Below are 22,447 nucleotides of genomic sequence, written 5' to 3'. Positions count from 1 at the left end.
ATCACCTTCGCGCACTGCCGAATTGTCGGCCGCAGGAAACTGAAGCCGGTGGAGTTCGGCCAGCATGGCGGAGTGGCCCTTTCTCGCTACCGGCACGTGTTCGCCCTGCCGGGCGCGCGAAGCCTGCTGCTGATCGCCCCGTTCGCACGCATTCCCGGCGCCGCGGTCAGCGTGGCGGTCACGCTGCACGTGGCGCTCACGCTGATGGAGGGCTACGGCGCGGCCGGGCTGGTGATCGCCGTCATCGCGGTCGGCATGACGCTGAGCGGTCCGCTGTTCGGCCGCCTCGGCCTGCGTCTGATGCTGGCGATCACCACGGTCGGCGAGGCCGCGTTCTGGTTCGTCGCGCCCTCGCTGCCCTACGTCGCACTGCTCGGAACCGCCCTCCTCGGCGGCTTCCTGACGTTGCCGGTCGGAGGAGAACTCCGGCCCGATGCGCCCGGTCCCGCGTGCGGAGTGGCTGATCGGCGCGCTGGTGATCACCGCGGGCGCGACACCGGCGATATCGCGATCATCGCCGGTCTCCAGCACCACGGGCAGGCTCCCTGGGCCGGAGCCGTGGTCGTCGTGTGGCGCCTGGTCTCGTTGCTCGGCGGATTCGTCTACGGCGCGATGACAAGGGCCATCTCGCCGTTGGCGTTGGTGGGCACCATGGGGCCGCTGACCGTCCCCATTGGACTCGCCACCGACTGGTGGTGGCTGTGCCTGGCGATCGTGCCCGCGGAGCGCTGTGCGCGGTGAGGTGATGCGTCTCCAGCAGTCCGCGCTCACCCTCGGCAGCGCGTTGGGTGCGCCGGTCATCGGCGCGGTGATGGACGCGACCACACCGGCCTTGGGCTTCGTGGCGGCGGGCGGGCTCGCGGTGCTTGTCGCCGTGGTGCTGCTGGTGCGACGTTCGCGCGGCGGCGTCATCCCTCGGCGACGATCTCCTGGGCGAACGTCCGGGCCCGGCCGACGCCGTGCTCCGCGTGCCAGACCACGCCGAGCACCGACTCCGGCAGCCCGGTGACCGGCACGAAAACGACCGAGCCCCGCTGTCCTTGGTGCTCAGCCGTCGAGCGGCACAGCAGCATTCCGCCTCGGCCCGCCGCGGCGAGGCCCATGCCTTCCTGCAAGGTGCCCGCGGTCGGCCCGCGCGGGATCCGGCGACCACCGGGAGTGGTGTCGGGGGCCTGAGCCCGGCGCCAGTACGCCGGTGCGGGGCCGTGGATCCCGATCAGCGGAACGTCCGCCAGCTCCTCGGCGGTGACGACTTCCTTGTCAGCGAAAGGATGCCGGGGCGAGACGGCGAGCATCTGCGGCTGTCGCGAGAACGTCGGGCCGAGCACGAGGTCCTGTTCCTCCGCAGGCAGCAGCACCACCGCGGCGTCGACCTCACGCCGGTGGAGTGCACCGAACGGGTCAGCTAGCGGGATCTCGGTGAGTTCCACCACGCAGCCCGGATTCCGCTTCTCGAACGCGGCGATGGCGCGCGCGAGGTGGTCGTCGATGACGCCCTGGAAACCGATGCGCAGCACACCGCCGGCTCCCCGCGCGGTGGCGCGCGCGTGATCGACGGCGGCCCGCAACGCGCCGTAGGCCGGGCGCAGCTCGGCGAGGAACTTCTCCCCCAGCGGTGTCAGCTCCGCGCGCCGGCTCGTGCGTTCGACCAGCGGCGCGCCGATCCGGCCCTCCAGCGAACGGAGCAGCTGGCTGACCCTGCTCTGCGACACGTAGAGGCGTTCTCCCGCGCGACCGAAGTGCAGTTCGTCGGCGAGTACCAGGAACGCCTCCAGCTCGCGGATCTCCAGGCCGCTCATCGCTCTCCCTCCACCGCGGATCAAGTAGCCCAGCTAATGGAAGGATGAGACATCGGCCGTTGTTCCCGGCCGAGCCCGGCGGTTGCCTGGAACACATGGCACTCAAGGAAACAACGCACAGGGCGGGCGGTTGGCCCGCGGTGAGCGCGGTCGCCGGGGCGACCTTCACCGTGGTCACCTCGGAGATGCTGCCGGTGGGGCTGCTGACCCCGATCAGCCGCGACCTGGGCGTCACCGAGGGCGCGGCGGGCCTGACGCTCGCGGTCACCGGCCTGGTCGCGGCGATGTCCGCGCCCCTGCTGGTCCCGGCGCTGGGCAGGCTCGACCGGCGGAGCGTGCTGTGCGCGCTGATGGCGGTGCTGACGGCCGGGAACCTGCTGGCGGCGTGGTCCCCCGGCTTCACCGTCATGCTCGTCGCGCGGGTGCTGGTGGGCATCGGCATGGGCGGGGTGTGGGCGATCGCGGCGAGCCTGGCCGCACGGCTCGTCCCGCCGCGGTCCGCCGCGTCCGCGACCTCACTGATCTTCAGCGGTATCGCCGTGGCATCCGTGCTCGGCGTCCCCGCGGGCGCTCACCTCGGAGAACTGGCCGGATGGCGGGCCGCATTCGCCGGTGCCGGTGGAGTGTCCCTCCTGGTGCTGGCCGCGCTGGCGGTGTCACTGCCGCCCCTGCCCGCGGAGCAGGCCATCCGGTTGGGCGCGATGCTGCGGCTGGCCGGTGCACCTCGCGTGCGCACCGGGCTGGTCGTGGTGGCACTGCTCGTCGTCGGGCATTTCGCCGCGTACACCTACGTGCGGCCGGTGCTGGAGGAAGTGTCCGGGGTGGGCGCCGGGCTGATCGGCACGTTGCTCCTGGTCTACGGGCTCTTCGGCGTCGCGGGCAATTTCGCCGCGGGTGCCGGAGCGGCGCGGTCGCCTCGGGTGACGCTGCTCGTGCTCGGCGGGACGCTGTCGGTGACGATGGCCCTGGTGCCGATCTTGGGCCTGACCACTCTGGCCGCGGCGGCGTTGTTGGTGGTCTGGGGCCTGGCCTACGGCGGCGTCTCGGTGGCCGCGCAGTCGTGGATGCTGGCGTCCGCACCGCACGCCCGAGAAGCGGCTTCGGCGCTGTTCGCCGGGGTCTTCAACGCCGCGATCGCACTCGGCGCGCTGACCGGAGGGCTGGCCGCCGACGCCGCCGGAACCACCGCGGTGATGTGGCTCGGCGCGGCGTTCGCGGCCGCGGCGGCACTGGTCCTCGGCACCGCCGCGGCGGCTACGGGCCGAGCCACTCGATGAAGTCGGCGGAGATGCTTGACCTTGTCCCTGGGGCAAGGTTCGAGCATGGGGCCATGACAGCCCTGAACCTCGATCGTGAAACGCTGCGCGCCCTCGCCGACGAGGGCAACGAGACCGCGCTGGACCGCCTGGCCGACCTCGCCGACGCCAGGGCGGATCTCCAGGAGTTGAGCGACCTGCTCGACGAGGGGTGCATGCACGCAGGGCGCCTGCTCACGCGGCGCGCGGTCGCGGCGGGTGACGCGCTCGAACTGCAGCGGATTTCCGACGCGGGATGTGTGGAGGCGGAGCAGGAACTGGAGCGGCTGTTGCGATAGTTCGTCCTACGAACTGATCGCTGTACCCTGGGGCCGTGAGCAAGCAGGGTGACGGACAGATGGGGATCGTGGCGGCTCTGGTGCGGTCGACCTTCCTCGTCGACGCCGTGTACGCCGAATCGGCCCGCGAATACGGGATCACGTCGCAGCAGGGCCAACTGCTGTGCGTGCTGATGGCGAGACCGTGCGGCATGAGCGAACTCGGCGCGATGCTGCGACTGGCCAAGTCCAGCCTGACCGGCCTGGTGGACCGCACCGAGCGCAACGGCCTCGTCCGCCGCGAGCCGGATCCGGACGACCTGCGGGCGGTGCGGGTGGCGCTGACCCCGCGGGGCAGTGAGGTCGTCGAGGACTTCTACACCGAGACCTGCAGGCGGATCGAGGAGCTGGCGGCGACGCTCGGCACCGAGGAGCGCGACACGCTCGCCGGGCTGCTCAGCCGGGTGGTGCTGGACAACAAGGTGCCGGAGGTCTTCCTCGGCCCGGACGCGGGTTCCACCACCGACAAGTCCGTGTGACCCACGCGACAACGGTTGAAGTTCGTAGTACGAACTAATATGGTTCGTACTACGAACTTCAACGTTTATCCGTGGGGTGTGAGAAACATGAGTCGTACCGTCGCCGTCATCGGCGGAGGATATGGGGGCGCCGCGGTCGCCAAGGCGCTGGAAACCGAGGCGGATGTCGTCCTCATCGACCCGAGGGACGCGTTCGTCAACGCCGCGGGCTCCCTGCGGGCCGTGACCAGGCCCGACTGGGCGGGGAACATGTTCTTCCCCTTCGACACGCTGCTCACGCGGGCCACGGTGGTCCGCGACCGCGCGGTCTCGGTCGACCCCGCCGGGGTGACCCTCGCGTCCGGGCGGCGCGTCGCGGCCGACTTCCTGGTGCTGGCCACCGGATCCAGCTACGCCTACCCGGCCAAGCCCGCCGCGGACTCCGTCAGCGAGGCGGTCGAGGACTTCCGCCGGACCCACAAGGAGCTGGCCGGTGCCGACCGGGTGCTGATCCTCGGCGCGGGCCCGGTCGGCCTGGAGCTGGCCGGGGAGATCAAGGACGCCTGGCCGCACAAGCAGGTGACGATCGTCGACCCGGCCGAACGGCTGCTGCCCGGCTTCGAGCCGGAGATGGTGGAGGAGCTGCACCGCCAGCTCGACGAGCTGGGCGTCCAGGTGCGCCTCGGTGCCGGCGTGACGCCGCCGGCCGAGCCGGGCCGGACCGGGACGTTCACGGTCGCCACCACCGGCGGCGACGAGATCACCGCCGACATCTGGTTCCGCGCCCACGGTGTGCGCGTCAACAGCGACTACCTCGCCGACGGCCTGCTCACCACGCGCACGCCGGAGGGGCTGGTCCCGGTCACCGAAACGCTGAACGTGCGAGGGCACGACCACGTGTACGCGGTCGGCGACCTCACCGACGTGGCCGAGGCCAAGCGAGCCGGCTACGCGATGCAGCACGCCGAGGTGGTGGCGCGGAACATCGCCGCCCAGCTGCGCGGCGAACCGCCGGTGGCCACCTACGAGGCCGCGGTGGACCCGATGATCCTGCTCCCGCTCGGCCCGCGTGGCGGAGTCGGTCAGCTGCCCACGCCCGACGGGCCGTCCGTCGTCCCGACCACGACGGTCTCGGCGTTCAAGGGCGCTGACCTCTTCACCGGCCGCTTCACCGAACAGTTCGGCCCCACCGCGGCCTGAAAGGCTTTGGCACACATGGATTACACACAGCTCGGCCGCTCCGGCCTCTCGGTGTCCCGGCTCGTGCTCGGCACCATGAACTTCGGGAACGAAACGTCCGAGAAGGACAGTCATGCGATCATGGACCGCGCGCACGAGCACGGCGTCACCTTCTTCGACACGGCCAACGTGTACTCGGGCGGGACCACCGAGGAGATCATCGGCCGGTGGTTCGCCACCGGCGGTGACCGGCGCGAGAAGACCGTGCTGGCCACCAAGGTCTACCTCCCGACCGGCGACCGGCCGAACGGGAAGTTCTTGTCAGCGCTGAACATCCGGCGCGCGGCGGAGGCATCGCTGCGGCGGCTGGGAACCGACTACATCGACCTCTACCAGATGCACCACGTCGACCGGAACACGCCGTGGGAGGAGATCTGGGAGGCCTTCACCGTCCTGCGCCAGCAGGGAAAGGCGCTCTACTTCGGCTCGTCGAACTTCGCGGGCTGGCACATCGCACAGGCGCAGGAGGCGGCGCGGGCGCGGCAGCTGCTCGGGCTGGTGGCCGAGCAGTCGATCTACAACCTGATGAACCGCTGGATCGAGCTGGAGGTGCTGCCCGCCGCGCGGCACTACGGACTGGGCGTGATCCCCTGGTCGCCGCTGCACGGCGGGGTCCTCGGTGGCGTGCTGCGCAAGGAGAAGGAGGGGCGCGTCGCCCGGGGCAACTCCGGCCGCTCCGCCGCCGTGCTCGCCAGGCACCGGGAAACCATTGCGGCGTATGAGAAGTTGTCCGCCGATCTCGGCGAGGACCCGGCCGATGTCGGGCTGGCGTGGCTGCTCGCGCAGGACGGTGTGACCGGCCCGATCATCGGGCCGCGCACGGTCGACCAGCTCGCCGGCTCGTTGCGAGCGCTGGAGATCACGCTCGATGACCACACGCTGGCCGAGCTCGACAGGCTGTTCCCCTCTCCCGGGCCGAACGGGAGCAAGCCCGCACCCGAGGCGTACGCGTGGTGACCACGCAGGAAGGCAGCACAGTGCTCAACACGGACATCGTTTTCGGCTTCGGCGCGCACAGCGGCTTCGCCGAGGGACCGGAACTGCTGCGCATGGTGGAGCAGGCCGACCGGGAAGGGCTCGACCACTTCTCGCTCTCGGACCACCCTTACCTCGGCGAGCGCCTGGACGCCTACGCCACCATCGGTTTCGTCCTCGGGCGCACCGAGCGCATCGCGGGCCTCGCCAACGTCACCAACCTGCCGACCCGGCCCGCGCCCATGCTCGCGCGGGCGGTGACCTCGCTGTCGGCGCTGTCCGGCGGGCGCGTCGTGCTCGGCATGGGCGCGGGCGGCCTGTGGGACCGGATCGCCGACATGGGCGTGCCCCGCCTGTCCCCCGGTGAGGCCGTCGACTCCTTCGAGGAGGCCATCGTGCTGATCCGGAAGCTGTCCGGCGGCGGCGAACCGGTCACCCACCACGGCCGCCACTACCGGGTCGACCGCATCGAGCCCGCACCGGTGGCCGCGCCGCCGGTGTGGACGGGCTCGGTCGGCAAGAAGTCGTTGGCCGCCACCGGTCGCGTCGCTGACGGCTGGATTCCCGGTCACGCGGCGGACTGGCGCAGTCAGCGGTACCGGGAATCCCGACCGGTCGTCGACGCGGCCGCAGCCGCAGCGGGCCGCGATCCCCGGGACGTCCGCACGATCTTCAACTTCCCCGGCCGCATCACCGACAGTCCGCTGTCCGCCACCCGGGACCGAGACGGCCGCTGGATCGGCGGCTCGGTCGACCAGTGGGTCCAGGAGCTGACCGAGGCCGTGCTGGACCACGACGCCTCCGGCTTCACCCTCTTCTCGCCCAAGGGCGGCACACCGGACGCGATGTCCCTCGGCCGCTGGGCAGGCGAGATCGTGCCCGCCATCAGGGAAGCGCTGTCGGCCCGAGGGTGAACTCGCCCAGGTCGCGGTGGAGCCGACGCTCGTGCAGCTCGACGCCACCGGGCCCGCGGTCGAGCTGGGATCGTCCGGTGTCCGTCCAACCGTGGCTGCGGTAGAAGCACAGCGCGCGCTCGTTGCTGTCGAGAACCCACAGGCCCGCGTGCGTGAACCCGCAGGACCTCAACCCGTCGAGGGCTGCCGCGTGGAGCTGGCTGCCGATGCCGCAGTGCCAGACGTCGGGCGCGAGGTAGAGCGCGTAGAGGTCGCCGAGGCTCGGATCGACCCGGTCGGCCTCCACCAGCGGCGGGCCGAGCGCGGCGAACCCCACGACGTCGCCCGCGCTCGTCGCGACCAGCATGCGGGTCCGCGGCGGGCGGGCGGCGAGGAGGTCCGACCAGAACTGCTCTCGCTCGGAGATCGACAGTGCCGCCAGGACTTCGTCGGGAAGCAGACCTCGGTAGGCCGCTCGCCAGGATCGCACCAGCACCGTCGCGATGGCGTGAGCGTCGTCCCGCGTCGCGTCTCGCACCTCGACCACACCACCGATGCTGCCACCGGGCGCACCGCCAGACCACCGCCTAGAACGGCGCCGGTTCGGCGATGGGTTCGAGTTCGGTCTCGATCACCTTGCCGCTCGGCGTGGTCCACGCATGCGTCCCATCCGGCCGATTCTCACAGGACCAACGGGAGTGCGTCTTCATCCGGTGGTGATGCCTGCACTTCGGCCGCAGACTCGCGACCGTGGTGTTGCTGCCATCGAACGGGCAACAATGATCCAGATCGCAACGGTGCGCCGGTTGGTTACAGCCAACCATCGTGCACGTCGGATACCGCGCGTTGACCAACTCCCGCTGCGCGGGTGTGGGCCGGTAGGTGGTGATGTGCTCGGCCATCCCGCTCACCGGGTCGGTGAGGATGCGCTTCCAAATGCCATTCGCGGCCACGTCAGCGACGATCGGCGCGGGCAGCGGCCCGTACCCGGCGAGCATGACCGGGTCTGTGGTCAGGCCCAGGATGTTGGTGATCGGCATTGTGAGGTTGACGCACACCTGGCCCTGCGGGGCGGGTGTTTCCTTGCCCATCAACAGGTCTGCCGCAACGTCAGATCGTTTCTGGTCCAGCGTTCGGTCATCTTTCGGTAGTGCCCGCGCGATGCGGTCGATCCGATCGAAGGCCAAGGCCGCGTCGAGCGCGGGCAGCACGACGCGCAGCGAGCACATGCCGTCGTCGAGGTTGAACTTCTCCACCAACCGCTGCTTGCGCTTCTCCTCATAACGCCGCAACGCCGCCTCGGCATCCAGCTTGAGGATGAAACGCCGGGCATACCGCTGGCTCGCCGTGTAGTTATGCGTCGCGGCGTGGTTGATCAGCACGGGTTCGGCGATCGCTTGGTTGGCTGCGTCGAGGACACTGACCTGATCAATGATCATCAACGCCTTGCCCTCATCAATCCGCCCCTCCGACAACGCCTCCAACACCACCGGGTGCTCCACCAGCGACATCGCCCGATCGATCAGCTTGTTGCCCTTGACCTGGGAAACACGCAGCAGCGGCATCAGAACATCCCCGGCATACTGCTGCACTTCGGGATCGAGGTCGTTGTAGAGCTTCATCAGGGTCGAGGCGAAGTCCGCCACCGCACGCCCGATGGCGGCGTAGGCGGCCACGACGTCGTCTTCGATATCGGCAGGGGCCATACTCCCATTTTAGCGTCTGCAAATAGTGGATCATGGCTCTACAGAGTGAACTTTCCCTTACACGCCAACGGTTTCAGCAAACGAAAGCCAGTTCCAGCTGGCGCGAGGTAAGGCTGGGGCGGTCGGCTTTACCTGGGGGACGCTTCCCGCGAGGGCCGGAGTTTCATCCCGTGCCCCGTAAGGCCCACGGGCACGCGCAAGGGGCCCCAGGTCAAGCCGACCCCACGCCGGAACCAGCCGGGATCACTAGCGGTAAGTCCACAGTGGACACCGAAACCGGCAAGGGAGTCAGTCGGTGATCGGCTGCCAGGCGGGGCCGTCACCGCCGGGGCGGACCCGGCCGAACACGACGTCGGCGAAGTGGACGCCGAATCCGATGGTGCCGGGCTCGGCGAGTTCGGCGACGAGGCGGCGGCGGAAGTCGGCGGACAGGCCGTGGTCGTGGTCGGAGGCGGCGGACCACTCGGGGTGGTCGACCTGGATCGGCGAGTGCAGGGCGTCCCCGAAGGCGATCAGCCGCCGGCCGCCCGCGGTGACGACGTAGGCGGTGTGGCCTGCGGTGTGGCCCGGCGTGAGCATGACGTGCACGCCGGGGAAGATCTCCTCGCCGTCGGCCACGGTCCGCACCCGCGGTTGCAGCGCGTCAAGGATTTCCCTTGTCGTGCCGTGTGCTTCGACGAGGTGGCGCTGCGACCACTCGGGCTCGGCCACCAGGTAGTCGGCGCCGGTGAAGGCGGGCCGCGTGCTTCCGGGCGCGGGGTGCCACGCCCAGCCGAGGTGGTCGACGTGCAGGTGGGTGAAGGCCACCGCCTCGATCTCCTCGGGCTTCCGGCCGAGCACGGCCAGGTTGTCCAGCAGTGCGCCGCCGCGGATGGCGCCGTGCGGATTGCCGGGCTGCGCCGGGACCGACTGCGGACCGAAGCCCGCGTCGATCAGCAGCGCGCGATCGCCGTGCTCCACCAACAATCCGCCGATGCTGCCGACGAGGTTGCCGGTCTCGTCGAGGTATTCGGGGTGCGCGGCCCACACCTCGTCGCTGGTGCCCGGAAGCCAGCCACGAGGGGTGAGCTGCACGACCCCGTCCGGCACGTAGGTCACCTTCGTTTCGCCGAGCCGCAGTGAGCGCGTGCTCGCCGGTCTCCGGAGCCGTTCGTCCTGCTTCGACACAACGTTCGTCATCGTTTCCCGTCCCTCGTCGGCGTGCGCCAGCGGGGCGAGCGTAAAGCATATGACTTGAACCTTTCAAGTCATAACTATGATGACTTCACGTTCTTGCTAGACTGCGGCCATGACGACGCCGGAGCCGCAGGTGACCGCGGAGCGGGAACTGTGCGGGCTGGTGAACGGGCTGGCCCGGCAGATCGGCGAGCACGTCCGGGTGCGGGCGGCCAAGCTCGACCTCACCGCGGCGCAGGCGACCGCGCTGCGCGAGATGACCGGGCCGATGACCTTGAGCGAGCTGGCCGAGCGGATGAGCTGCGAGCCGTCCAACGCGACCTACGTGATCGACCGGCTACAGCGGCAGGGCCTGGTCGAGCGCCGCCCGCACCCCACGGACCGCCGCGCGAAGCAACTGGTGCTCACCGCGGAAGGCACCGCGCTCCGGGGACGGCTCATCGAACTGCTCATCGAGGAGTCACCGTTGGCGGGCCTGACCGAGCAGCAGCAGAGCGCCCTGCGCGACCTGCTCAACCGCGCCATCACCCGCCAGTGAAGCCGAACACCGCGTCGAGGACCCTGAAGGCGATCTTGAAGTCCCTCCAGTCGGTGTTGGTGTGCACGACGACCGCGCGCTCGCCGTCGGGCTCGCCCACCCCGATGCTGCCGGTCCCCCAGAACGCGCCCGCCATGCCGCGGAGCGTGCGACCGCCGGCCAGCTCCTCGTCCACCTCGAACATGCCGAGGCCGTAGCGGGTGCGCGGAATCCAGCCGCTGCCCTCGGTGGACACGGTGGTCCACATCGCGCGGTGCTGAGCGGGCGGCAACAGGCTGCCGCTCGCCATCGCGTCGACGAAGCGGATCAGGTCACCGGTGGTGGAGATGACGTTGCCTGCCGACCAGAACAAGGACGTGTTGAACTCGGTGACGTCGAGCGGCGGCGTTCCGGGACCTTCCATGAGCGACACCCAGTTCTCCGGGGTCAGCGAGGCCGGATCGGTCCCGTCCTTGAGGAACATCGACGAGTACGCCCGAGGATGCGGGTCCGGATATCCGGTGTCCGTGACGGCACGGACGTAGGTGTGCTTCAGGCCGAGCGGCCGGATGACCGTGCGATCGACCTCCTCGGCGTAGCTGTTGCCGGAGACCTTCTCGATGATCGCGCCCGCGAGGTAGTAACCGCCGTTGGAGTAGACGAAGCGCTCCCCCGGCTCGCCGATCGGCGGCTGGGACAGCCCGAGCCGGAGCAGGTCGGAGGTGGACCAGAGGTCGAACCGGTGCTTCTCCAGGCCCGCGCGCGTGGCGTAGTTGTCCGTCGTCTCCGGTGCGAGGCCGGTGGAGAACAACCCCCCGGTGTTGCTGAGCAAGTGATGGATCGTGATCTTGTCGCCGTCGTAGCCGCTGCCGTTCATCACCCCGGGCAGCCACTTCTCCACCGGGTCGGCGAGGCTCAGCCGCCCCTCGGCCTCCAGCTGCAGCACCGCCGCGGCCGTGAACGCCTTGCCGCCGCTGCCCGCGTGGAAGTGCTCCCCGGGGCGACGCCGCGCCCCGGTCCTGATGTCGGCCACACCTGCCGTGCCGAACCAGGTTCCGTCGGCGTCGTGCACCTCGGCGACGATGCCGGGCACGCCGGACTCGGTGACCGCCCAGTCCAGTGCCTGCTGCACCTTCTCGCGGTCCGCGTTGCCTGCCACGTCGAAAACCCCCTGCTCACATAACCTTCACGACTTGGCGAAAGTTACGTTGCACCCGCAGGGCGGTCAATCAGCGATCCGTAAAGCAACGACCATATGCGCAGATGGCTGCACTGAATTCGTTGCACGACCGCTGCTCGATAATGCAACAGCACGTTGCATTAAGCTGGCCTCGACGACGACGGCGAGGGGCACCCATGCCTGGTGAACGACTCACCCAGCGGGACCGGCGGCAGATCGCCACAGGACTGCGCGACGGGCTGACCTACGCCGCCATCGCCCGCCTGCTCAGACGGCCGACCTCCACCATCACCCGCGAAGTCATGCGCAACGGCGGCCCCGGCGACTACCGCGCCGACCAGGCGCACTGGGCCAGCAAGCGAAAGGTGCGTCGGCAGCCTGCCGCTCCGCCCACGTCCGCACCGCGCAACACAGCCCTCGGTGGGCGCGACCCACGGATCGTGGAGGAGGTGGTCGCGCACATCGCGGCCCTGTTCATCCGGACCGGGCTCCCGCAGATGGCGGCCCACGTCCTCGCCGCGCTCCTCACCACCGACAGCGGCAGCCTCACCTCCGCCGAACTCGTGCGGCGCCTGCACGTCAGCCCCGCGTCGATCTCCAAGGCCGTGGGCTACCTGACGGCACTGGAGATCATCAAACGGGAGCGCGACCCCCGCGGCCGCGCCGAGCGCTACGTCGTCGACGACGACGCGTGGTACCAGGCGATCATGGCCAGCGCGCGCATCGACACCGAGATCGCGGCCGTCTCCCTGCGCAGCGCCCACGCGCTCGACCCCGGTACGCCCGCCGGTGCCCGGCTGGAGAACCTGAGCCAGTTCCTCCACCACGTCACCGACGACCTGGTCCGCTCGGCCGAGCACTGGCGCCGGGTCTACTTCGCCCGGTCAGCGGCTGACTGATCGCTCGGCGAGCACAGCGGCACCTTCCCGCTGGAGCAGGACCAGCAGTTCGTCGACGTGCCCGGCGCGGGTCAGCACGCTGTTGACGTCGATGCGCAGGACGCGCCGCCCGCGCAGCACGGTCGTAGCCAGCCAGGCTCGGCCGTCGCGCTCGATCCGCTGCTGCACCCGTTGCTGCACCTCGTCTTGCAGCGGCCCGGGCGCGTCGCGCAGTTCGCCTGGCAGGAAACGCGCGCAGCACACCGCGCTCTGCGCCTCGCCCCACACCTCGAAATCCTCCCCCCGACCTGGCATCGGGCACCCTGGTCGAACCCCGCGGTCCGCGCGCTGCACGAACATGTGCTCCTCCCTGACAACACCGGGATCTTGCGGGGGCGCCGCTAGCGTGGGGCCGTGACCATCTCGACCGCGTTCCTGGCGACCATTCCCAGCCCGGCGCAAGGGGTGTGGGAGATCGGTCCGATCCCGATCCGCGCCTACGCGCTGTTCACCATCATCGGGATCGTCGTCGCCATCTGGTGGGGCGAGAAGCGCCTGATCGCCAGGGGCGGCCCGGCCGGAGTGGTGAACGACGTCGCGGTGTTCGCGGTGCCCTTCGGCATCGTCGGGGGCCGGATCTACCACGTGATCACCGACAACCACCTGTACTTCGGCGAGGGCAAGGACCCGATCCGCGCCCTCTACGTCTGGGAGGGCGGGCTCGGCATCTGGGGCGCGATCGCCCTCGGCGCGGTCGGCGCCTGGATCGGGTGCAGGCGCAAAGGGGTTCCGCTGCCCGTGTTCGCCGACGCGGTCGCCCCGTGCATCGCCGTCGCACACGCGATCGCCAGGATCGGCAACTACTTCAACCAGGAGCTGTACGGCTCGCACACCACACTGCCCTGGGGACTGGAGATCTACCACCGCGTCAACGCCGACGGCGTGGCCGACCAGCTCAACGGCATCTCCAACGGCATCCCGCTGCCGGGAAGCCCGGTGCACCCGACGTTCCTCTACGAACTGCTGTGGAACCTCGGGGTCGCCCTGCTCGTGGTCTTCGTGGATCGCAGGCTGCGCCTCGGCCACGGCCGCGCGTTCGCCCTGTACGTCGCCGGGTACACCCTGGGCCGGACGTGGATCGAGCTGATGCGCACCGATCCGGCGACGCTGGTGTTCGGTGTCCGCGTGAACGTGTGGGTCTCGATCCTGGTGTTCCTCGGCGCACTGGCCTGCTTCGTCTGGACACGCCGGAAGGGCCCGCGCGAAGTGCTCGGCGCGGCAGGCGAACCCACCGAGGCCGTGCCGCGGTGAGGTGTCGCCGGCCTCAGGAGGATTCGATCTCCATCCGCGGCGTCGCGCCGCCGGTGATCTGGTGCTGGGTGATCGCGTGATCGAGCTGCTTGGCCAGCCGCGGGATGGTGGTCGAGCTCAGGTAGGTCTCGGCGCCCGCCTCCAGCATGCGGCGGACCGGGCCGCGATAGCTGACACCGAGGACGTCGTCCTCGATCTCGGTGATGATGACGCGCGCCTTCGGGAACAGCATCTGGAGGCTTCCGATCAGCTGCGGGCTGGACGGCGGCACCAGCAGCACCTCGGCGGTCTTCGGCGCCGAGTGCAGGTCCAGCACGATGTAGTCCGCACCGAGCTCGGCGGACAGTGAGGCCCGGGCCTCGGCCGACAACTTCATCGCGGTGGCCACGACAGTCACGTCGTCGTAGTCCGCCTGTGGTTGTCCGGCAGCCTCGTCCGGCGAGCCGGGGTCGACGACGGCGCCGCGCGTGCTGGAGATCGCCGCGACCGGATCACCGTCCCGCGTGATGATCAGCTCCTCGCCGGGCCTGAGGGCGTCGATGAGGTCCACAACGTCCTCAGGCAGCCGTGTCACGTCGAGCCGCCATCTCGGCGACGATGAAGTCGATCTCCCCACATACGTCAGGACGCCCGGCGGCGGCCCCGGTTGCCCGGCGGCGAGGTGGTCCGCTGCGGAGCGCGGCGTCGCGGAGGATGCAGGATTCGAACCTGCGCGGGCGCTCGTCACGCCCGACCACCGTTTTCGAGACGGATGCCTTCCCGGACTCGGCCAATCCTCCTGGTACGCGTGCGGGAGTCGAACCCGCTGCTCCGGGTTGGAAGACCGACGTGTCCGCCGAGTCCACCTCGACCCCGTGGTGGAGGAGGGAGTCGAACCCCCTGTGCCTGGGTACCGGCACCCGGGTTACAGCCGGGCGGGGCTCCTACAGCCCCATCTCCACCGTGGATGGGTCCGGCCGCGCCCACGGGAGCGCGCGGCCGGACCCGGGTGCCCGCGTCGGCCGCACAACAGGCGATCGAGACGGGCATCGGGAAAAGTCTTCTCCGCTGCGCACTTGTCAATGAATCGCACCGATGGAGGGAGTCGAACCCCCGGGACACGGTTTTGGAAACCGTTCCGCTTCCACAAGCTCATCGGCAGAAAAAGAATTCCGGGCATGCGAGAAAAAGAAAGCCGCCCGGATCGGTTCCCCGATGGGCGGCTCCCTGGTCATGACCCGAACCAGGTCATGGTGGGGAGCCCGCGCAGCCCTGATACGCCTGCTCCTGCCAGAGCAGGGGCTTCCGGCCAAGACATGAGGGACATGCGCCAGCGACCGCGGCGGACAGGTACCGCCACTGCGTCCCTCGCTTCCACATGTCCATCACGTACTCCTCAGCTCGTTTGTGCAGATCCATCATCACCGACAGACCGACGCGCGTCAACGACTTTATCGAAAACGAGTACAGCCCTTCTGCCGTGCAGAATCCAGATATCTTTTCTCTCGAACAGCTCAACGCCGACGGCATGACGACGTCCACACCGGGGCTCGACCGGCGCCGACGTGCTGCCGACCATCCGGGCGGAGGTGCACCGCCGAGAGGCGCTGGAACCCGGCGGCAAGGGTGCTCCTGTCGGGATCGGCGGGCCTCTCACCGACCTAGCATGGAGGCGGTGCGACAGGAAGGAACCGCGATGCGATCCCAGACCTGGCAGGACCTCAGCCCAGGACGCAAGAGGACGGTCATCGCCGCCGGTGCCGTGCAGGTGACGCTGGCCCTGACCGCGTGGGTCGACCTCTCCCGGAGGAGCCCGGAGCGGGTGAACGGCCCGAAGAAGCTGTGGGCGGCCGTGATCGCGATCAACTTCGTCGGCCCGCTGGCCTACTTCTGCTTCGGTCGCCGTCGCGACTCGTGACGCGTCGTCCGGAGTTCGGCGCGACGCGCGCGTCCTGAGGACACACCACGGCGACCGGGCAGGACGCGTGCCGGAGCACGTCGCGGCCGACCGACCCGAGCACCACCGCGGCCAGCGCTCCCCTGCAGCGCGAACCCAGGACCACCATGGACGCGTCGCGGGAACGCCACACCAGCTCCTCCGCGGGATCACCGCCGGAGAGCACCGGGATCACGTAGACGTCGGGGAACTCCTCGGACACCCCCGCCAACGCCTCGGCCAGCACCCGGCACTCCTCGTCGCGGACCAGCGAGCGCTCCGCCCGGTCCAGCGGCGTGGGCCAGCAGTGCACGGCGTAGAGCCGCCTGCCCGTGCGGGAGGCTTCGGTCAGGGCGAACCGCAGCGCCTCCTGCGAGACCTCGGTGCCGTCCACCCCGACCACGACCGGTCCGTCCACGCACGGGCGCTCCAGGTTCGGCACGGTGATCACCGGGGCGGCGGAGCGCCGGACCAGCTCCCTGCTGACCGATCCCAGCACCAGGTCGGCGAAGCGGCCTTGGTCGTGGGTGCCGACGACGACCAGCTCCGCCGCACGCGACTCCTCGACGAGCACCTCGGCGGGATCACCGTCGGCGATCCCGCAGGTGACCTCCAGCGCGGGGTGCGCCGCCCGGACCGCGGCCTCCACCTCGCGGAGCACCTGCTCCCCCTGAACCCGGGGGCCGAAGAGCGCGTCCACGCCCGAGGTCCCGAACCACTGCAGTTCCTGGCACACGTGGACCAGGCGCACCGCCCGCCCGCGCAGCACGGCCTCGTTCGCCGCCCACGAGACGACCGGCCTGCGGTCTGCGAAGGGAGAAACCCCGATCACGATCGGCGCGTTCACCGCACGCCCCCCTGCCACGCGTCCTGGTCGGCCTCCAGCTCGTCGACCACGTCCGGCATCACCGCGTCCGGCAGCAGGTCGCGCCGCGTCACCACGCCGGCCAGCCGACCACGCTCGTCCACGACGAAAAGGCGGCCGCACCCGGACCGGGCCACCAGGTTCGCCGCTGTGCTCACCTGCAGGTCCGCGCCGGCGGTCTCCGGTCGCGGGGTCATCACCTCACCGACCGTGCGCATCCCGGCGCGCCGCCTCGCGTGCCGGTGCAACCAGCCGTCGAGCACGGAGCCGGGCTCGCCCCGGCGGGCCTGCCTGACCAGCAGATCGACTTCCGTGACCACACCGACCAGAGCCCCGGCGGCGTCGACGACGGGCAGGGCGCTGATGCCGTGCTCGACCACGAGGCGCGCGGCGTAGGTGAACAGGGTCCGAGGGGTCACCGTGATCACGTCGGTGCTCATCACCGATCGCACGGTCCGATTGCGCATGTCCGGCTCCCGGTGCTCGTCTGTGCGTCCGCGTTCAGCAGACTCCCGCCGCGAATTGACTGCGAGAGACCGAGTTCTCCACCCGCTGAGCCGAAAGTCCCTGCCGGGCAGGGCCGGTGGACCATGTGTCCACTGTGGAGAGTCCGCGGGAAGTCCCTCGCGCGCTAGCGGAGGACGAGAAGGTCGAGGGCGTCGACGACGGGCCCGCGCTCGGTTCGCGCGGCGCTCCGCAGTCGGGCCAGACCGGCCGCGTACTCCTCGTCAGTGATCAATTGGAGGGGTGTGTGCGCCTCTCGGCGGAGGTTCGCGAGGACTTCGCGCAGCGACGGCGAGGTGGTCTGCGGGACCGGTTCGAACGAGACCGTGGTGAAGCCCGCGGTGGCGAACGCGGCTTCGACGTCCTCGACGCTCGGGTAGGTGTCCAGCACGCGGACGGCCTCCCGGAAGAACCGGAACAACGTGATCGAGTCGTGCCTGCCCGCGAAGGCCGAGCGGATCAGGACCTGACCGCCGGGACGGAGCACGCGGCGCAGCTCCCGCGCGGCCGCCGTCGGGTCGGGCACGTGGTGGATCATCGTGGACAGCCACGCCGCGTCGACGCTGTTGTCCGCCAAGGGAATGGTGCTCGCGTCTCCGGCCAGCGCCCGGGGGTGCGGACACCGGGCGCGCATGGCCTCGGACGGCTCGACGGCGATGACATCGACGTCGTACCAGGCCGCGAAGGCGCGCGACCACATGCCGGTGCCCGCGCCGAGGTCGAGCAGACGAGTGCCCGGCCGCGGGTCGAGGTGCCGGGACACCGCCTCCCGCCAGGCGACGAGTCCCTGTTCGGGCAGGTGGCGGGCGGCTTCGAACGCCGCCGCGTCCCGGCTGTCGTAAGCGATGCGAGCCATGCCCCCGACCCAACCACATCGGTTTCGCTTGTTGAAAGTCCAGGTTTCACCGGGCAGTCCTGGGGATACCGGCGGTAGGTGGTGCCTGATCCCGACACATCGCACAGAACGGCGGCCGGGCGGTCCGAACCTGATCCTGCCGAGGTCAGGCGCAACGTCCGCCTCGCGGTCCGTCGGCTCCGTGCACGTCTTGCCGTGATCCGGACCACAACGGAGACCGCAGCCGCCCCCGAAGACGAACCGGGTTCGCCGCAGCAGCGGTGAGCGCGATCAGTTCACGTCCACGTCGTCGAGGTTGTCCAACAACCGGCTCAGCACGCGCAGGCAGGCAGTGACCTCCTCGTCGGTGAGGTCTTCCCCTGCGCGGAGCAGCGCCGCGTGCTCGCGGGCGAGGACGGCGTCGATGACGGTGGTGCCCCGCTCGGTCAGCCGGATCAGGGAGGACCGCTTGTGCGCGGGGTTGGGCGTGACCTCGACCAGCTGCCTGGCCGCCGCGTCGTTGACCATGCGCTGCACGAACTGCCGGCTCAGCGCCTGGGCTCGTCCCATGTCGGGCACGGTCATCGGCCCGTACTGGCGGAGCAGGTGCAGGACCGCCCGCATACCGACGGACAGGGGCCCCGTGGACCGCCGCGTCGTGTCTCGCGGGCATATCGAAAACCGCATACGCCATCGCAACAGTCGCGCGACTTCCATGGAACACCAGGGGAGCCGCATTGGACTGGAGCGGAGTTCGGGTGCTCGACAAGTGGCAGGACTGGGTAGGCACGTTCACCGGCGTGGTGGCAGGCACCGTGGTCGCGCTGCCGGTGGCCGCGGTGGTCGTGTGCGGACTGGCCTACCGCCGCAGGAACACCGGCGCCACGACGGGCTGGGCGTGGCGCCGGTCCCTCGCCGAGGTCGGGTCGGTCTACGGGACGGTGCCGTTCGTGTGGATGACCCTGATGCCGGGCAGCGGAGCGGGCATCGTCCCCGGTCGGGTCAGCCTGGTGCCGTTGCAGGACCTGCTCGCGATGGACCGGGGCCAGGTCATCGGCAACCTGCTGGTCCTCGCGGCGCTGGGCTGCTTCGCCCCGTTGAGGTTCGCGGCACTGGCTTCGCTGCCGAGGATCCTGGCGCTCGCCGCGGGCTGCTCGGCGTTGATCGAGACCGCCCAGTACGTCCTCCAACTGGATCGAGTGTCCTCTGTGGACGACATCCTGCTCAACACCGCCGGAGCCGGGCTGGCCGCACTGGCCTCGCGCCGCTGGTGGCTCGCCACGGCCACGGGTTCGCATATGCCCGCGATACGCCGTGCTGGCTAGGCTTCGGGGTGTGCGTGTGCTGATCGTGGAGGACGAGCCCTACCTCGCCGAAGCAGTCCGGGACGGTCTCCGCTTGGAAGCGATCGCCGCCGACATCGCCTGCGACGGCGACACCGCCCTGGAACTGCTCAGCACCAACACCTACGACCTCGCCGTCCTCGACCGCGACATCCCCGGCCCCTCCGGCGACGAGATCGCCCGGCAGATCATCGCCTCGGGCAGCGGCATCCCGATCCTCATGCTCACCGCCGCGGACCGGATCGACGACAAGGTCTCCGGGTTCGAGCTGGGCGCCGACGACTACCTCACCAAACCGTTCGACCTCCGGGAGCTGGTCATGCGGCTGCGCGCGCTGGACCGCAGGCGCGCGCACCTACGCCCGCCGGTCAGCGAGATCGCGGGCCTGCGGGTCGACCCCTTCCGCCGCGAGGTCTACCGCGACGGCCGCTACGTCGCGCTGACCAGGAAGCAGTTCGCCGTGCTCGAAGTCCTCGTCGCCGCGGGCGGCGGTGTCGTGAGCGCCGAGGAGCTGCTGGAGCGGGCCTGGGACCAGAACGCCGACCCCTTCACCAACGCCGTTCGCATCACCGTCTCCTCGCTGCGCAAACGGCTCGGCGAGCCCTGGCTGATCGCCACGGTGCCCGGCGTCGGCTACCGGATCGACACCGCTGGAGCGGACGGTGGATAGGGCGCCCGGGTGGAGCGTTCGCCTCAAGCTCACCCTCAGCTACGCCGGGGTCGTCCTCCTCACCGGCGCCGTCCTGCTGGCCGTGGCGTGGCTGTACCTGCTGCGCCACGTGCCCGACAAGGACCAAGGCCTGCTCGGGATCAGCCCCAACCGGTACCTCCTCACGCGCATCTTCGGCTCGGCCGCGGTCACCGCCCTCGCCGTGCTGCTCGTGCTCGGCCTGCTGGGCGGATGGATCCTCGCCGGGCGGATGCTCGCACCGCTGACCCGGATCGCGGAGGCGGCGCGGCTGGCCTCGAAGGGGTTCCTGTCCCACCGGGTCCGCATCGACGGGCGCAAGGACGAGCTCCGGGAACTCGCCGACGTGTTCGACGCCATGCTCGACCAGCTCGAATCGCACGTCGCCGAACAGCAGCGGTTCGCCGCCAACGCCTCCCACGAGCTGCGCACCCCGCTGGCGATCTCCCAGGCGCTCCTGCACGTGGCGCGCAACGACCCCACGTTCGACCACGCCGAACTCATCGAACGCCTGCAGCACGTCAACACGCGGGCGATCGATCTCATCGAAGCCCTGCTGCTGCTCAGCCGCAGTGACCGTGGCGGCTTCACCCGCGAGCCCGTCGACCTCTCCCTCGTCGCCGAGGAAGCCGCGGAAACCCTGCTCCCGCTGGCCGAGAAGCGCGGGATCACGCTCGAAGTCACCGGCGAGGCGACCCAGGCCGTGGGCTGCGGGGCGCTCATCCTGCGGATGGTGACCAACCTCGTTCAGAACGCCGTCGTCCACAACCTGCCCGCGGGCGGCACCGTCACGGTCCACACCGAGCCGGACTACGACATGAGCGTGCTCCGGGTCGAGAACACGGGCCAGGTGCTCCCGCCGGAACTCGTACCGACGCTCATCGAGCCCTTCCAACGCGGAACCGAGCGCGTCCGCACCGACGAGCACGCCGGCGTCGGCCTCGGGCTGGCCATCGTGCACAGCATCGTCCGCGCCCATGAGGGCACTCTCGACCTGGCCGCCCGTCCCACCGGCGGTCTCCTCGTCACCGTTCGGCTTCCGCGAAGTCGCTGACGCGCGCGGGCGCGGTCGGGTACTCGGCCGGGCAGTGCGTGTTCGGCGGTGGCGGGGACAACGTGATCAGGTAGTCGGTCATGTGCTTCCAGGCGCACTTGCTGTTGGCGCGCTGGCCGTGCCCGGCACCGTCGTAGTGCAGCAACACGGAGCCGGGGATCTGCCGGTGCACCGCGAGGTTCCACGACAGCGGCGCGGCCACGTCGAAACGCGAGGTGGTCACCAGCACCGGCGGAACGTGCTTGATCTTCAGCTGGTGCTGCGGGTTGTTCACCGGCCCCGTCCAGCCCAGGCACCAGCCGACGTCGGTCCAGAACGGGGACAGCTTCGCGTGCGGGGCGGCCTCGCGCTCCACCCGCTTCACGTGGGCGTCGAACTCGGCGAAGCTGCTGACGTTCCACCGGAAGTCCGAACACCAGATCGCCTGGTGGCTGTTCTGCCTGGTCTGCTCGGCCGGAGCCGTCACGGCAGCCGACTGGGCGCCCTTCGTGCCGTCCAGCTTGGCGAGGTAGGCGGCCAGCGTGAACCAGTCACGGGAGGGCGTGTACATCCACGCGTCCAAGTTGCCGCGCAACGACTCCGGCCTGACCACGCTACCGCTGTCCGGATCCACCAGCGTCCCGGCCACCGCCCGGCTGTGCAGGCCGTCCCAGACGGCGACGACGTCACGCCCGTTCAGCGCACACGCCGCCGTGCGCGCGCACCAACCGGCGAACTCGCCGAGCGACCGCTCCAACTCCTCCGCCGTGGTCCGCAGGTACTCGTAGGCCGAAGAGATGCTGTGGTCCACATTGGAATCCAGCACGCTCGCCCGAATCTGCCTCGGGAACAGCTCGGCGTACTGCTGGCCGAGCATCGTGCCGTAGGAAGACCCGTAGAACGAGATCTGCTTCTCGCCGAGCGCGGTGCGCACCGCGTCGATGTCGCGGACGGCGCTCGCCGTGTCAACGTGGTCGAACAACGGACCCGTGTGCTTGCGGCAGTCAGCGGCGATGGCGGCGTTGAGGTTCTTCAACGCCTGGAACTGGGCCTCGGTCTTCGGAACCTCCCACCGGGGCTTGTCCAGCAGCTCGGAGCTGCAGCGCACCTCGTGGCTGCGTGAGACACCGCGCGGGTCGAAGCTCACGATGTCGAAGTACTGGCGCAGCGGGCTGTCGTCGGCGATACGGCGTCCGGTGATGTAGCGATCGATCCCGGACAAACCAGGACCACCGGCCCCGGCGAACAGCACACCGATGCGCTTTTTCTGATCCAGTGCGGGCAGTCGGCCGATCGCGAGCTTGAACTTCTCACCGCCCGGCTTCGCCCAGTCGATCGGAACCTCGATCGCGGCGCACTCACCCTTGAACTCCGTTCCGCACTCGGTCCAGGTGATCGGCGCGGGCGAGGCTTCCGTCGCCCCGGCGACGTGCGCCAGGAACGGCAGCGCGACGACGGCAGCGAACGCCGACGAGAGGAATCTGTTCTTCACAGACAAA

The 22,447-nt window shown here is 70.1% G+C and carries 26 protein-coding genes and 3 tRNA genes; 14 read left to right on the top strand and 15 right to left on the bottom strand.

Annotated elements, in window-relative coordinates:
- The first annotated feature begins 72 nt into the window (after positions 1–72).
- Positions 73–741 carry a hypothetical protein gene (locus BLT28_RS06495; protein ID WP_197683983.1) on the top strand — a complete coding sequence of 223 codons (669 nt, stop codon included), beginning with the start codon at positions 73–75 and terminating at the stop codon, positions 739–741.
- Positions 742–908: 167 nt separating this feature from the next.
- Here the strand turns inward: BLT28_RS06495 and BLT28_RS06490 are convergent, their stop codons facing one another.
- Complete coding sequence (locus BLT28_RS06490; RefSeq protein WP_030433169.1) at positions 909–1,799, bottom strand: LysR family transcriptional regulator; 891 nt, start codon at positions 1,797–1,799, stop codon at positions 909–911.
- 95 nt (positions 1,800–1,894) lie between these two features.
- Between BLT28_RS06490 and BLT28_RS06485 the strand changes: the two genes are divergently transcribed.
- The 6 genes from BLT28_RS06485 (at position 1,895) to BLT28_RS06460 (ending at position 7,018) form a co-directional block, all read left to right on the top strand.
- Positions 1,895–3,076, top strand: a complete 1,182-nt coding sequence (locus BLT28_RS06485; RefSeq protein WP_081900781.1) for an MFS transporter — start codon at positions 1,895–1,897, stop codon at positions 3,074–3,076.
- A 53-nt stretch (positions 3,077–3,129) separates the two neighbouring features.
- Positions 3,130–3,393, top strand: coding sequence for a hypothetical protein (locus BLT28_RS06480; protein WP_030433167.1), 264 nt, complete (start codon positions 3,130–3,132; stop codon positions 3,391–3,393).
- 59 nt (positions 3,394–3,452) lie between these two features.
- Positions 3,453–3,911, top strand: a complete 459-nt coding sequence (locus BLT28_RS06475; RefSeq protein WP_043813939.1) for a MarR family winged helix-turn-helix transcriptional regulator — start codon at positions 3,453–3,455, stop codon at positions 3,909–3,911.
- A gap of 87 nt (positions 3,912–3,998) precedes the next feature.
- Positions 3,999–5,090 (top strand): NAD(P)/FAD-dependent oxidoreductase, encoded by a 1,092-nt coding sequence (locus BLT28_RS06470; RefSeq protein WP_030433165.1) that lies wholly within the window; start codon positions 3,999–4,001, stop codon positions 5,088–5,090.
- A gap of 15 nt (positions 5,091–5,105) precedes the next feature.
- Positions 5,106–6,086, top strand: a complete 981-nt coding sequence (locus BLT28_RS06465) for an aldo/keto reductase (protein ID WP_030433164.1) — start codon at positions 5,106–5,108, stop codon at positions 6,084–6,086.
- On the top strand, positions 6,083–7,018 hold the full coding sequence (locus BLT28_RS06460; RefSeq protein ID WP_052408123.1) for an LLM class flavin-dependent oxidoreductase: 936 nt from the start codon (positions 6,083–6,085) through the stop codon (positions 7,016–7,018). The genes BLT28_RS06465 and BLT28_RS06460 overlap by 4 nt, the downstream gene beginning before the upstream one ends.
- Here the strand turns inward: BLT28_RS06460 and BLT28_RS06455 are convergent.
- The 3 genes from BLT28_RS06455 to BLT28_RS06445 form a co-directional block, all read right to left on the bottom strand.
- The gene (locus BLT28_RS06455) at positions 6,990–7,544 is read right to left on the bottom strand and encodes a GNAT family N-acetyltransferase (RefSeq protein ID WP_052408115.1); all 555 of its coding nucleotides are present in this window, start codon (positions 7,542–7,544) and stop codon (positions 6,990–6,992) included. The genes BLT28_RS06460 and BLT28_RS06455 overlap by 29 nt on opposite strands.
- Positions 7,545–7,584: 40 nt before the next feature.
- Positions 7,585–8,703: an HNH endonuclease signature motif containing protein gene (locus BLT28_RS06450; protein ID WP_083383675.1), complete on the bottom strand. Its 1,119-nt coding sequence runs from the start codon at positions 8,701–8,703 to the stop codon at positions 7,585–7,587.
- Positions 8,704–8,991: 288 nt separating this feature from the next.
- Positions 8,992–9,882: an MBL fold metallo-hydrolase gene (locus BLT28_RS06445; RefSeq protein WP_030433829.1), complete on the bottom strand. Its 891-nt coding sequence runs from the start codon at positions 9,880–9,882 to the stop codon at positions 8,992–8,994.
- Positions 9,883–9,991: 109 nt separating this feature from the next.
- On the opposite strand from BLT28_RS06445, the gene BLT28_RS06440 reads away from it, so the two are divergent.
- Complete coding sequence (locus BLT28_RS06440; RefSeq protein WP_030433830.1) at positions 9,992–10,417, top strand: MarR family winged helix-turn-helix transcriptional regulator; 426 nt, start codon at positions 9,992–9,994, stop codon at positions 10,415–10,417.
- On the opposite strand, the gene BLT28_RS06435 is transcribed toward BLT28_RS06440, so the two are convergent.
- Complete coding sequence (locus tag BLT28_RS06435; protein ID WP_043814450.1) at positions 10,404–11,555, bottom strand: serine hydrolase domain-containing protein; 1,152 nt, start codon at positions 11,553–11,555, stop codon at positions 10,404–10,406. The two genes, BLT28_RS06440 and BLT28_RS06435, sit on opposite strands and share 14 nt — an antisense overlap.
- A 197-nt stretch (positions 11,556–11,752) precedes the next feature.
- Between BLT28_RS06435 and BLT28_RS06430 the strand changes: the two genes are divergently transcribed.
- The gene (locus tag BLT28_RS06430; protein WP_030433832.1) at positions 11,753–12,475 is read left to right on the top strand and encodes a GbsR/MarR family transcriptional regulator; all 723 of its coding nucleotides are present in this window, start codon (positions 11,753–11,755) and stop codon (positions 12,473–12,475) included.
- Here BLT28_RS06430 and BLT28_RS06425 read toward each other — a convergent pair.
- The gene (locus BLT28_RS06425; protein ID WP_156051904.1) at positions 12,461–12,769 is read right to left on the bottom strand and encodes a hypothetical protein; all 309 of its coding nucleotides are present in this window, start codon (positions 12,767–12,769) and stop codon (positions 12,461–12,463) included. The genes BLT28_RS06430 and BLT28_RS06425 overlap by 15 nt on opposite strands.
- Before the next feature lie 99 nt (positions 12,770–12,868).
- Here BLT28_RS06425 and lgt point away from each other — a divergent pair, with 99 nt between their 5' ends.
- A complete protein-coding gene (gene lgt / locus BLT28_RS06420; RefSeq protein ID WP_043814452.1) occupies positions 12,869–13,765 on the top strand; it encodes a prolipoprotein diacylglyceryl transferase in 897 nt (298 codons plus the stop codon).
- 13 nt (positions 13,766–13,778) lie between these two features.
- Here the strand turns inward: lgt and BLT28_RS06415 are convergent, their stop codons facing one another.
- The 4 genes from BLT28_RS06415 to BLT28_RS06405 form a co-directional block, all read right to left on the bottom strand.
- Positions 13,779–14,339: a hypothetical protein gene (locus tag BLT28_RS06415; RefSeq protein WP_231950655.1), complete on the bottom strand. Its 561-nt coding sequence runs from the start codon at positions 14,337–14,339 to the stop codon at positions 13,779–13,781.
- 113 nt (positions 14,340–14,452) lie between these two features.
- Positions 14,453–14,544 (bottom strand) — tRNA-Ser (locus BLT28_RS06410).
- 76 nt (positions 14,545–14,620) lie between these two features.
- Positions 14,621–14,707 (bottom strand) — tRNA-Tyr (locus BLT28_RS39890).
- A gap of 127 nt (positions 14,708–14,834) precedes the next feature.
- Positions 14,835–14,904, bottom strand: a tRNA-Trp gene (locus tag BLT28_RS06405).
- A 515-nt stretch (positions 14,905–15,419) separates the two neighbouring features.
- On the opposite strand from BLT28_RS06405, the gene BLT28_RS06400 reads away from it, so the two are divergent.
- Positions 15,420–15,662, top strand: coding sequence for a PLD nuclease N-terminal domain-containing protein (locus BLT28_RS06400; protein WP_231950653.1), 243 nt, complete (start codon positions 15,420–15,422; stop codon positions 15,660–15,662).
- On the opposite strand, the gene BLT28_RS06395 is transcribed toward BLT28_RS06400, so the two are convergent.
- The 4 genes from BLT28_RS06395 to BLT28_RS06380 all read right to left on the bottom strand — a co-directional run bounded on the left by BLT28_RS06395 (position 15,607) and on the right by BLT28_RS06380 (position 18,508).
- A complete protein-coding gene (locus tag BLT28_RS06395; protein ID WP_052408278.1) occupies positions 15,607–16,527 on the bottom strand; it encodes a universal stress protein in 921 nt (306 codons plus the stop codon). The genes BLT28_RS06400 and BLT28_RS06395 overlap by 56 nt on opposite strands.
- The gene (locus BLT28_RS06390; protein WP_052408279.1) at positions 16,524–17,012 is read right to left on the bottom strand and encodes a CBS domain-containing protein; all 489 of its coding nucleotides are present in this window, start codon (positions 17,010–17,012) and stop codon (positions 16,524–16,526) included. Before BLT28_RS06390 ends, BLT28_RS06395 begins: the two co-directional genes overlap by 4 nt.
- Before the next feature lie 164 nt (positions 17,013–17,176).
- A complete protein-coding gene (locus BLT28_RS06385; protein WP_030433839.1) occupies positions 17,177–17,905 on the bottom strand; it encodes a class I SAM-dependent methyltransferase in 729 nt (242 codons plus the stop codon).
- Between the two features lie 270 nt (positions 17,906–18,175).
- Positions 18,176–18,508 carry a MarR family winged helix-turn-helix transcriptional regulator gene (locus BLT28_RS06380; RefSeq protein WP_211256753.1) on the bottom strand — a complete coding sequence of 111 codons (333 nt, stop codon included), beginning with the start codon at positions 18,506–18,508 and terminating at the stop codon, positions 18,176–18,178.
- Between the two features lie 134 nt (positions 18,509–18,642).
- On the opposite strand from BLT28_RS06380, the gene BLT28_RS06375 reads away from it, so the two are divergent.
- From BLT28_RS06375 to BLT28_RS06365, 3 genes are read left to right on the top strand one after another with little or no spacing between them, the layout of a single operon-like run.
- Positions 18,643–19,209 (top strand): VanZ family protein, encoded by a 567-nt coding sequence (locus tag BLT28_RS06375; protein ID WP_043814455.1) that lies wholly within the window; start codon positions 18,643–18,645, stop codon positions 19,207–19,209.
- Between the two features lie 10 nt (positions 19,210–19,219).
- A complete protein-coding gene (locus tag BLT28_RS06370) occupies positions 19,220–19,897 on the top strand; it encodes a response regulator transcription factor (protein WP_030433842.1) in 678 nt (225 codons plus the stop codon).
- Positions 19,890–20,969 (top strand): sensor histidine kinase, encoded by a 1,080-nt coding sequence (locus BLT28_RS06365; protein WP_030433843.1) that lies wholly within the window; start codon positions 19,890–19,892, stop codon positions 20,967–20,969. Before BLT28_RS06370 ends, BLT28_RS06365 begins: the two co-directional genes overlap by 8 nt.
- Here the strand turns inward: BLT28_RS06365 and BLT28_RS06360 are convergent.
- On the bottom strand, positions 20,941–22,440 hold the full coding sequence (locus BLT28_RS06360; protein WP_052408280.1) for an alpha/beta fold hydrolase: 1,500 nt from the start codon (positions 22,438–22,440) through the stop codon (positions 20,941–20,943). The genes BLT28_RS06365 and BLT28_RS06360 overlap by 29 nt on opposite strands.
- Positions 22,441–22,447 lie beyond the last annotated feature (7 nt).

The organism is Allokutzneria albata (genome assembly GCF_900103775.1).
GTDB classification, from domain to species: Bacteria; Actinomycetota; Actinomycetes; order Mycobacteriales; family Pseudonocardiaceae; genus Allokutzneria; species Allokutzneria albata.
Note: the sequence above shows the minus strand (reverse complement) of the source record. Positions and strands in the feature narration are given on the sequence as shown.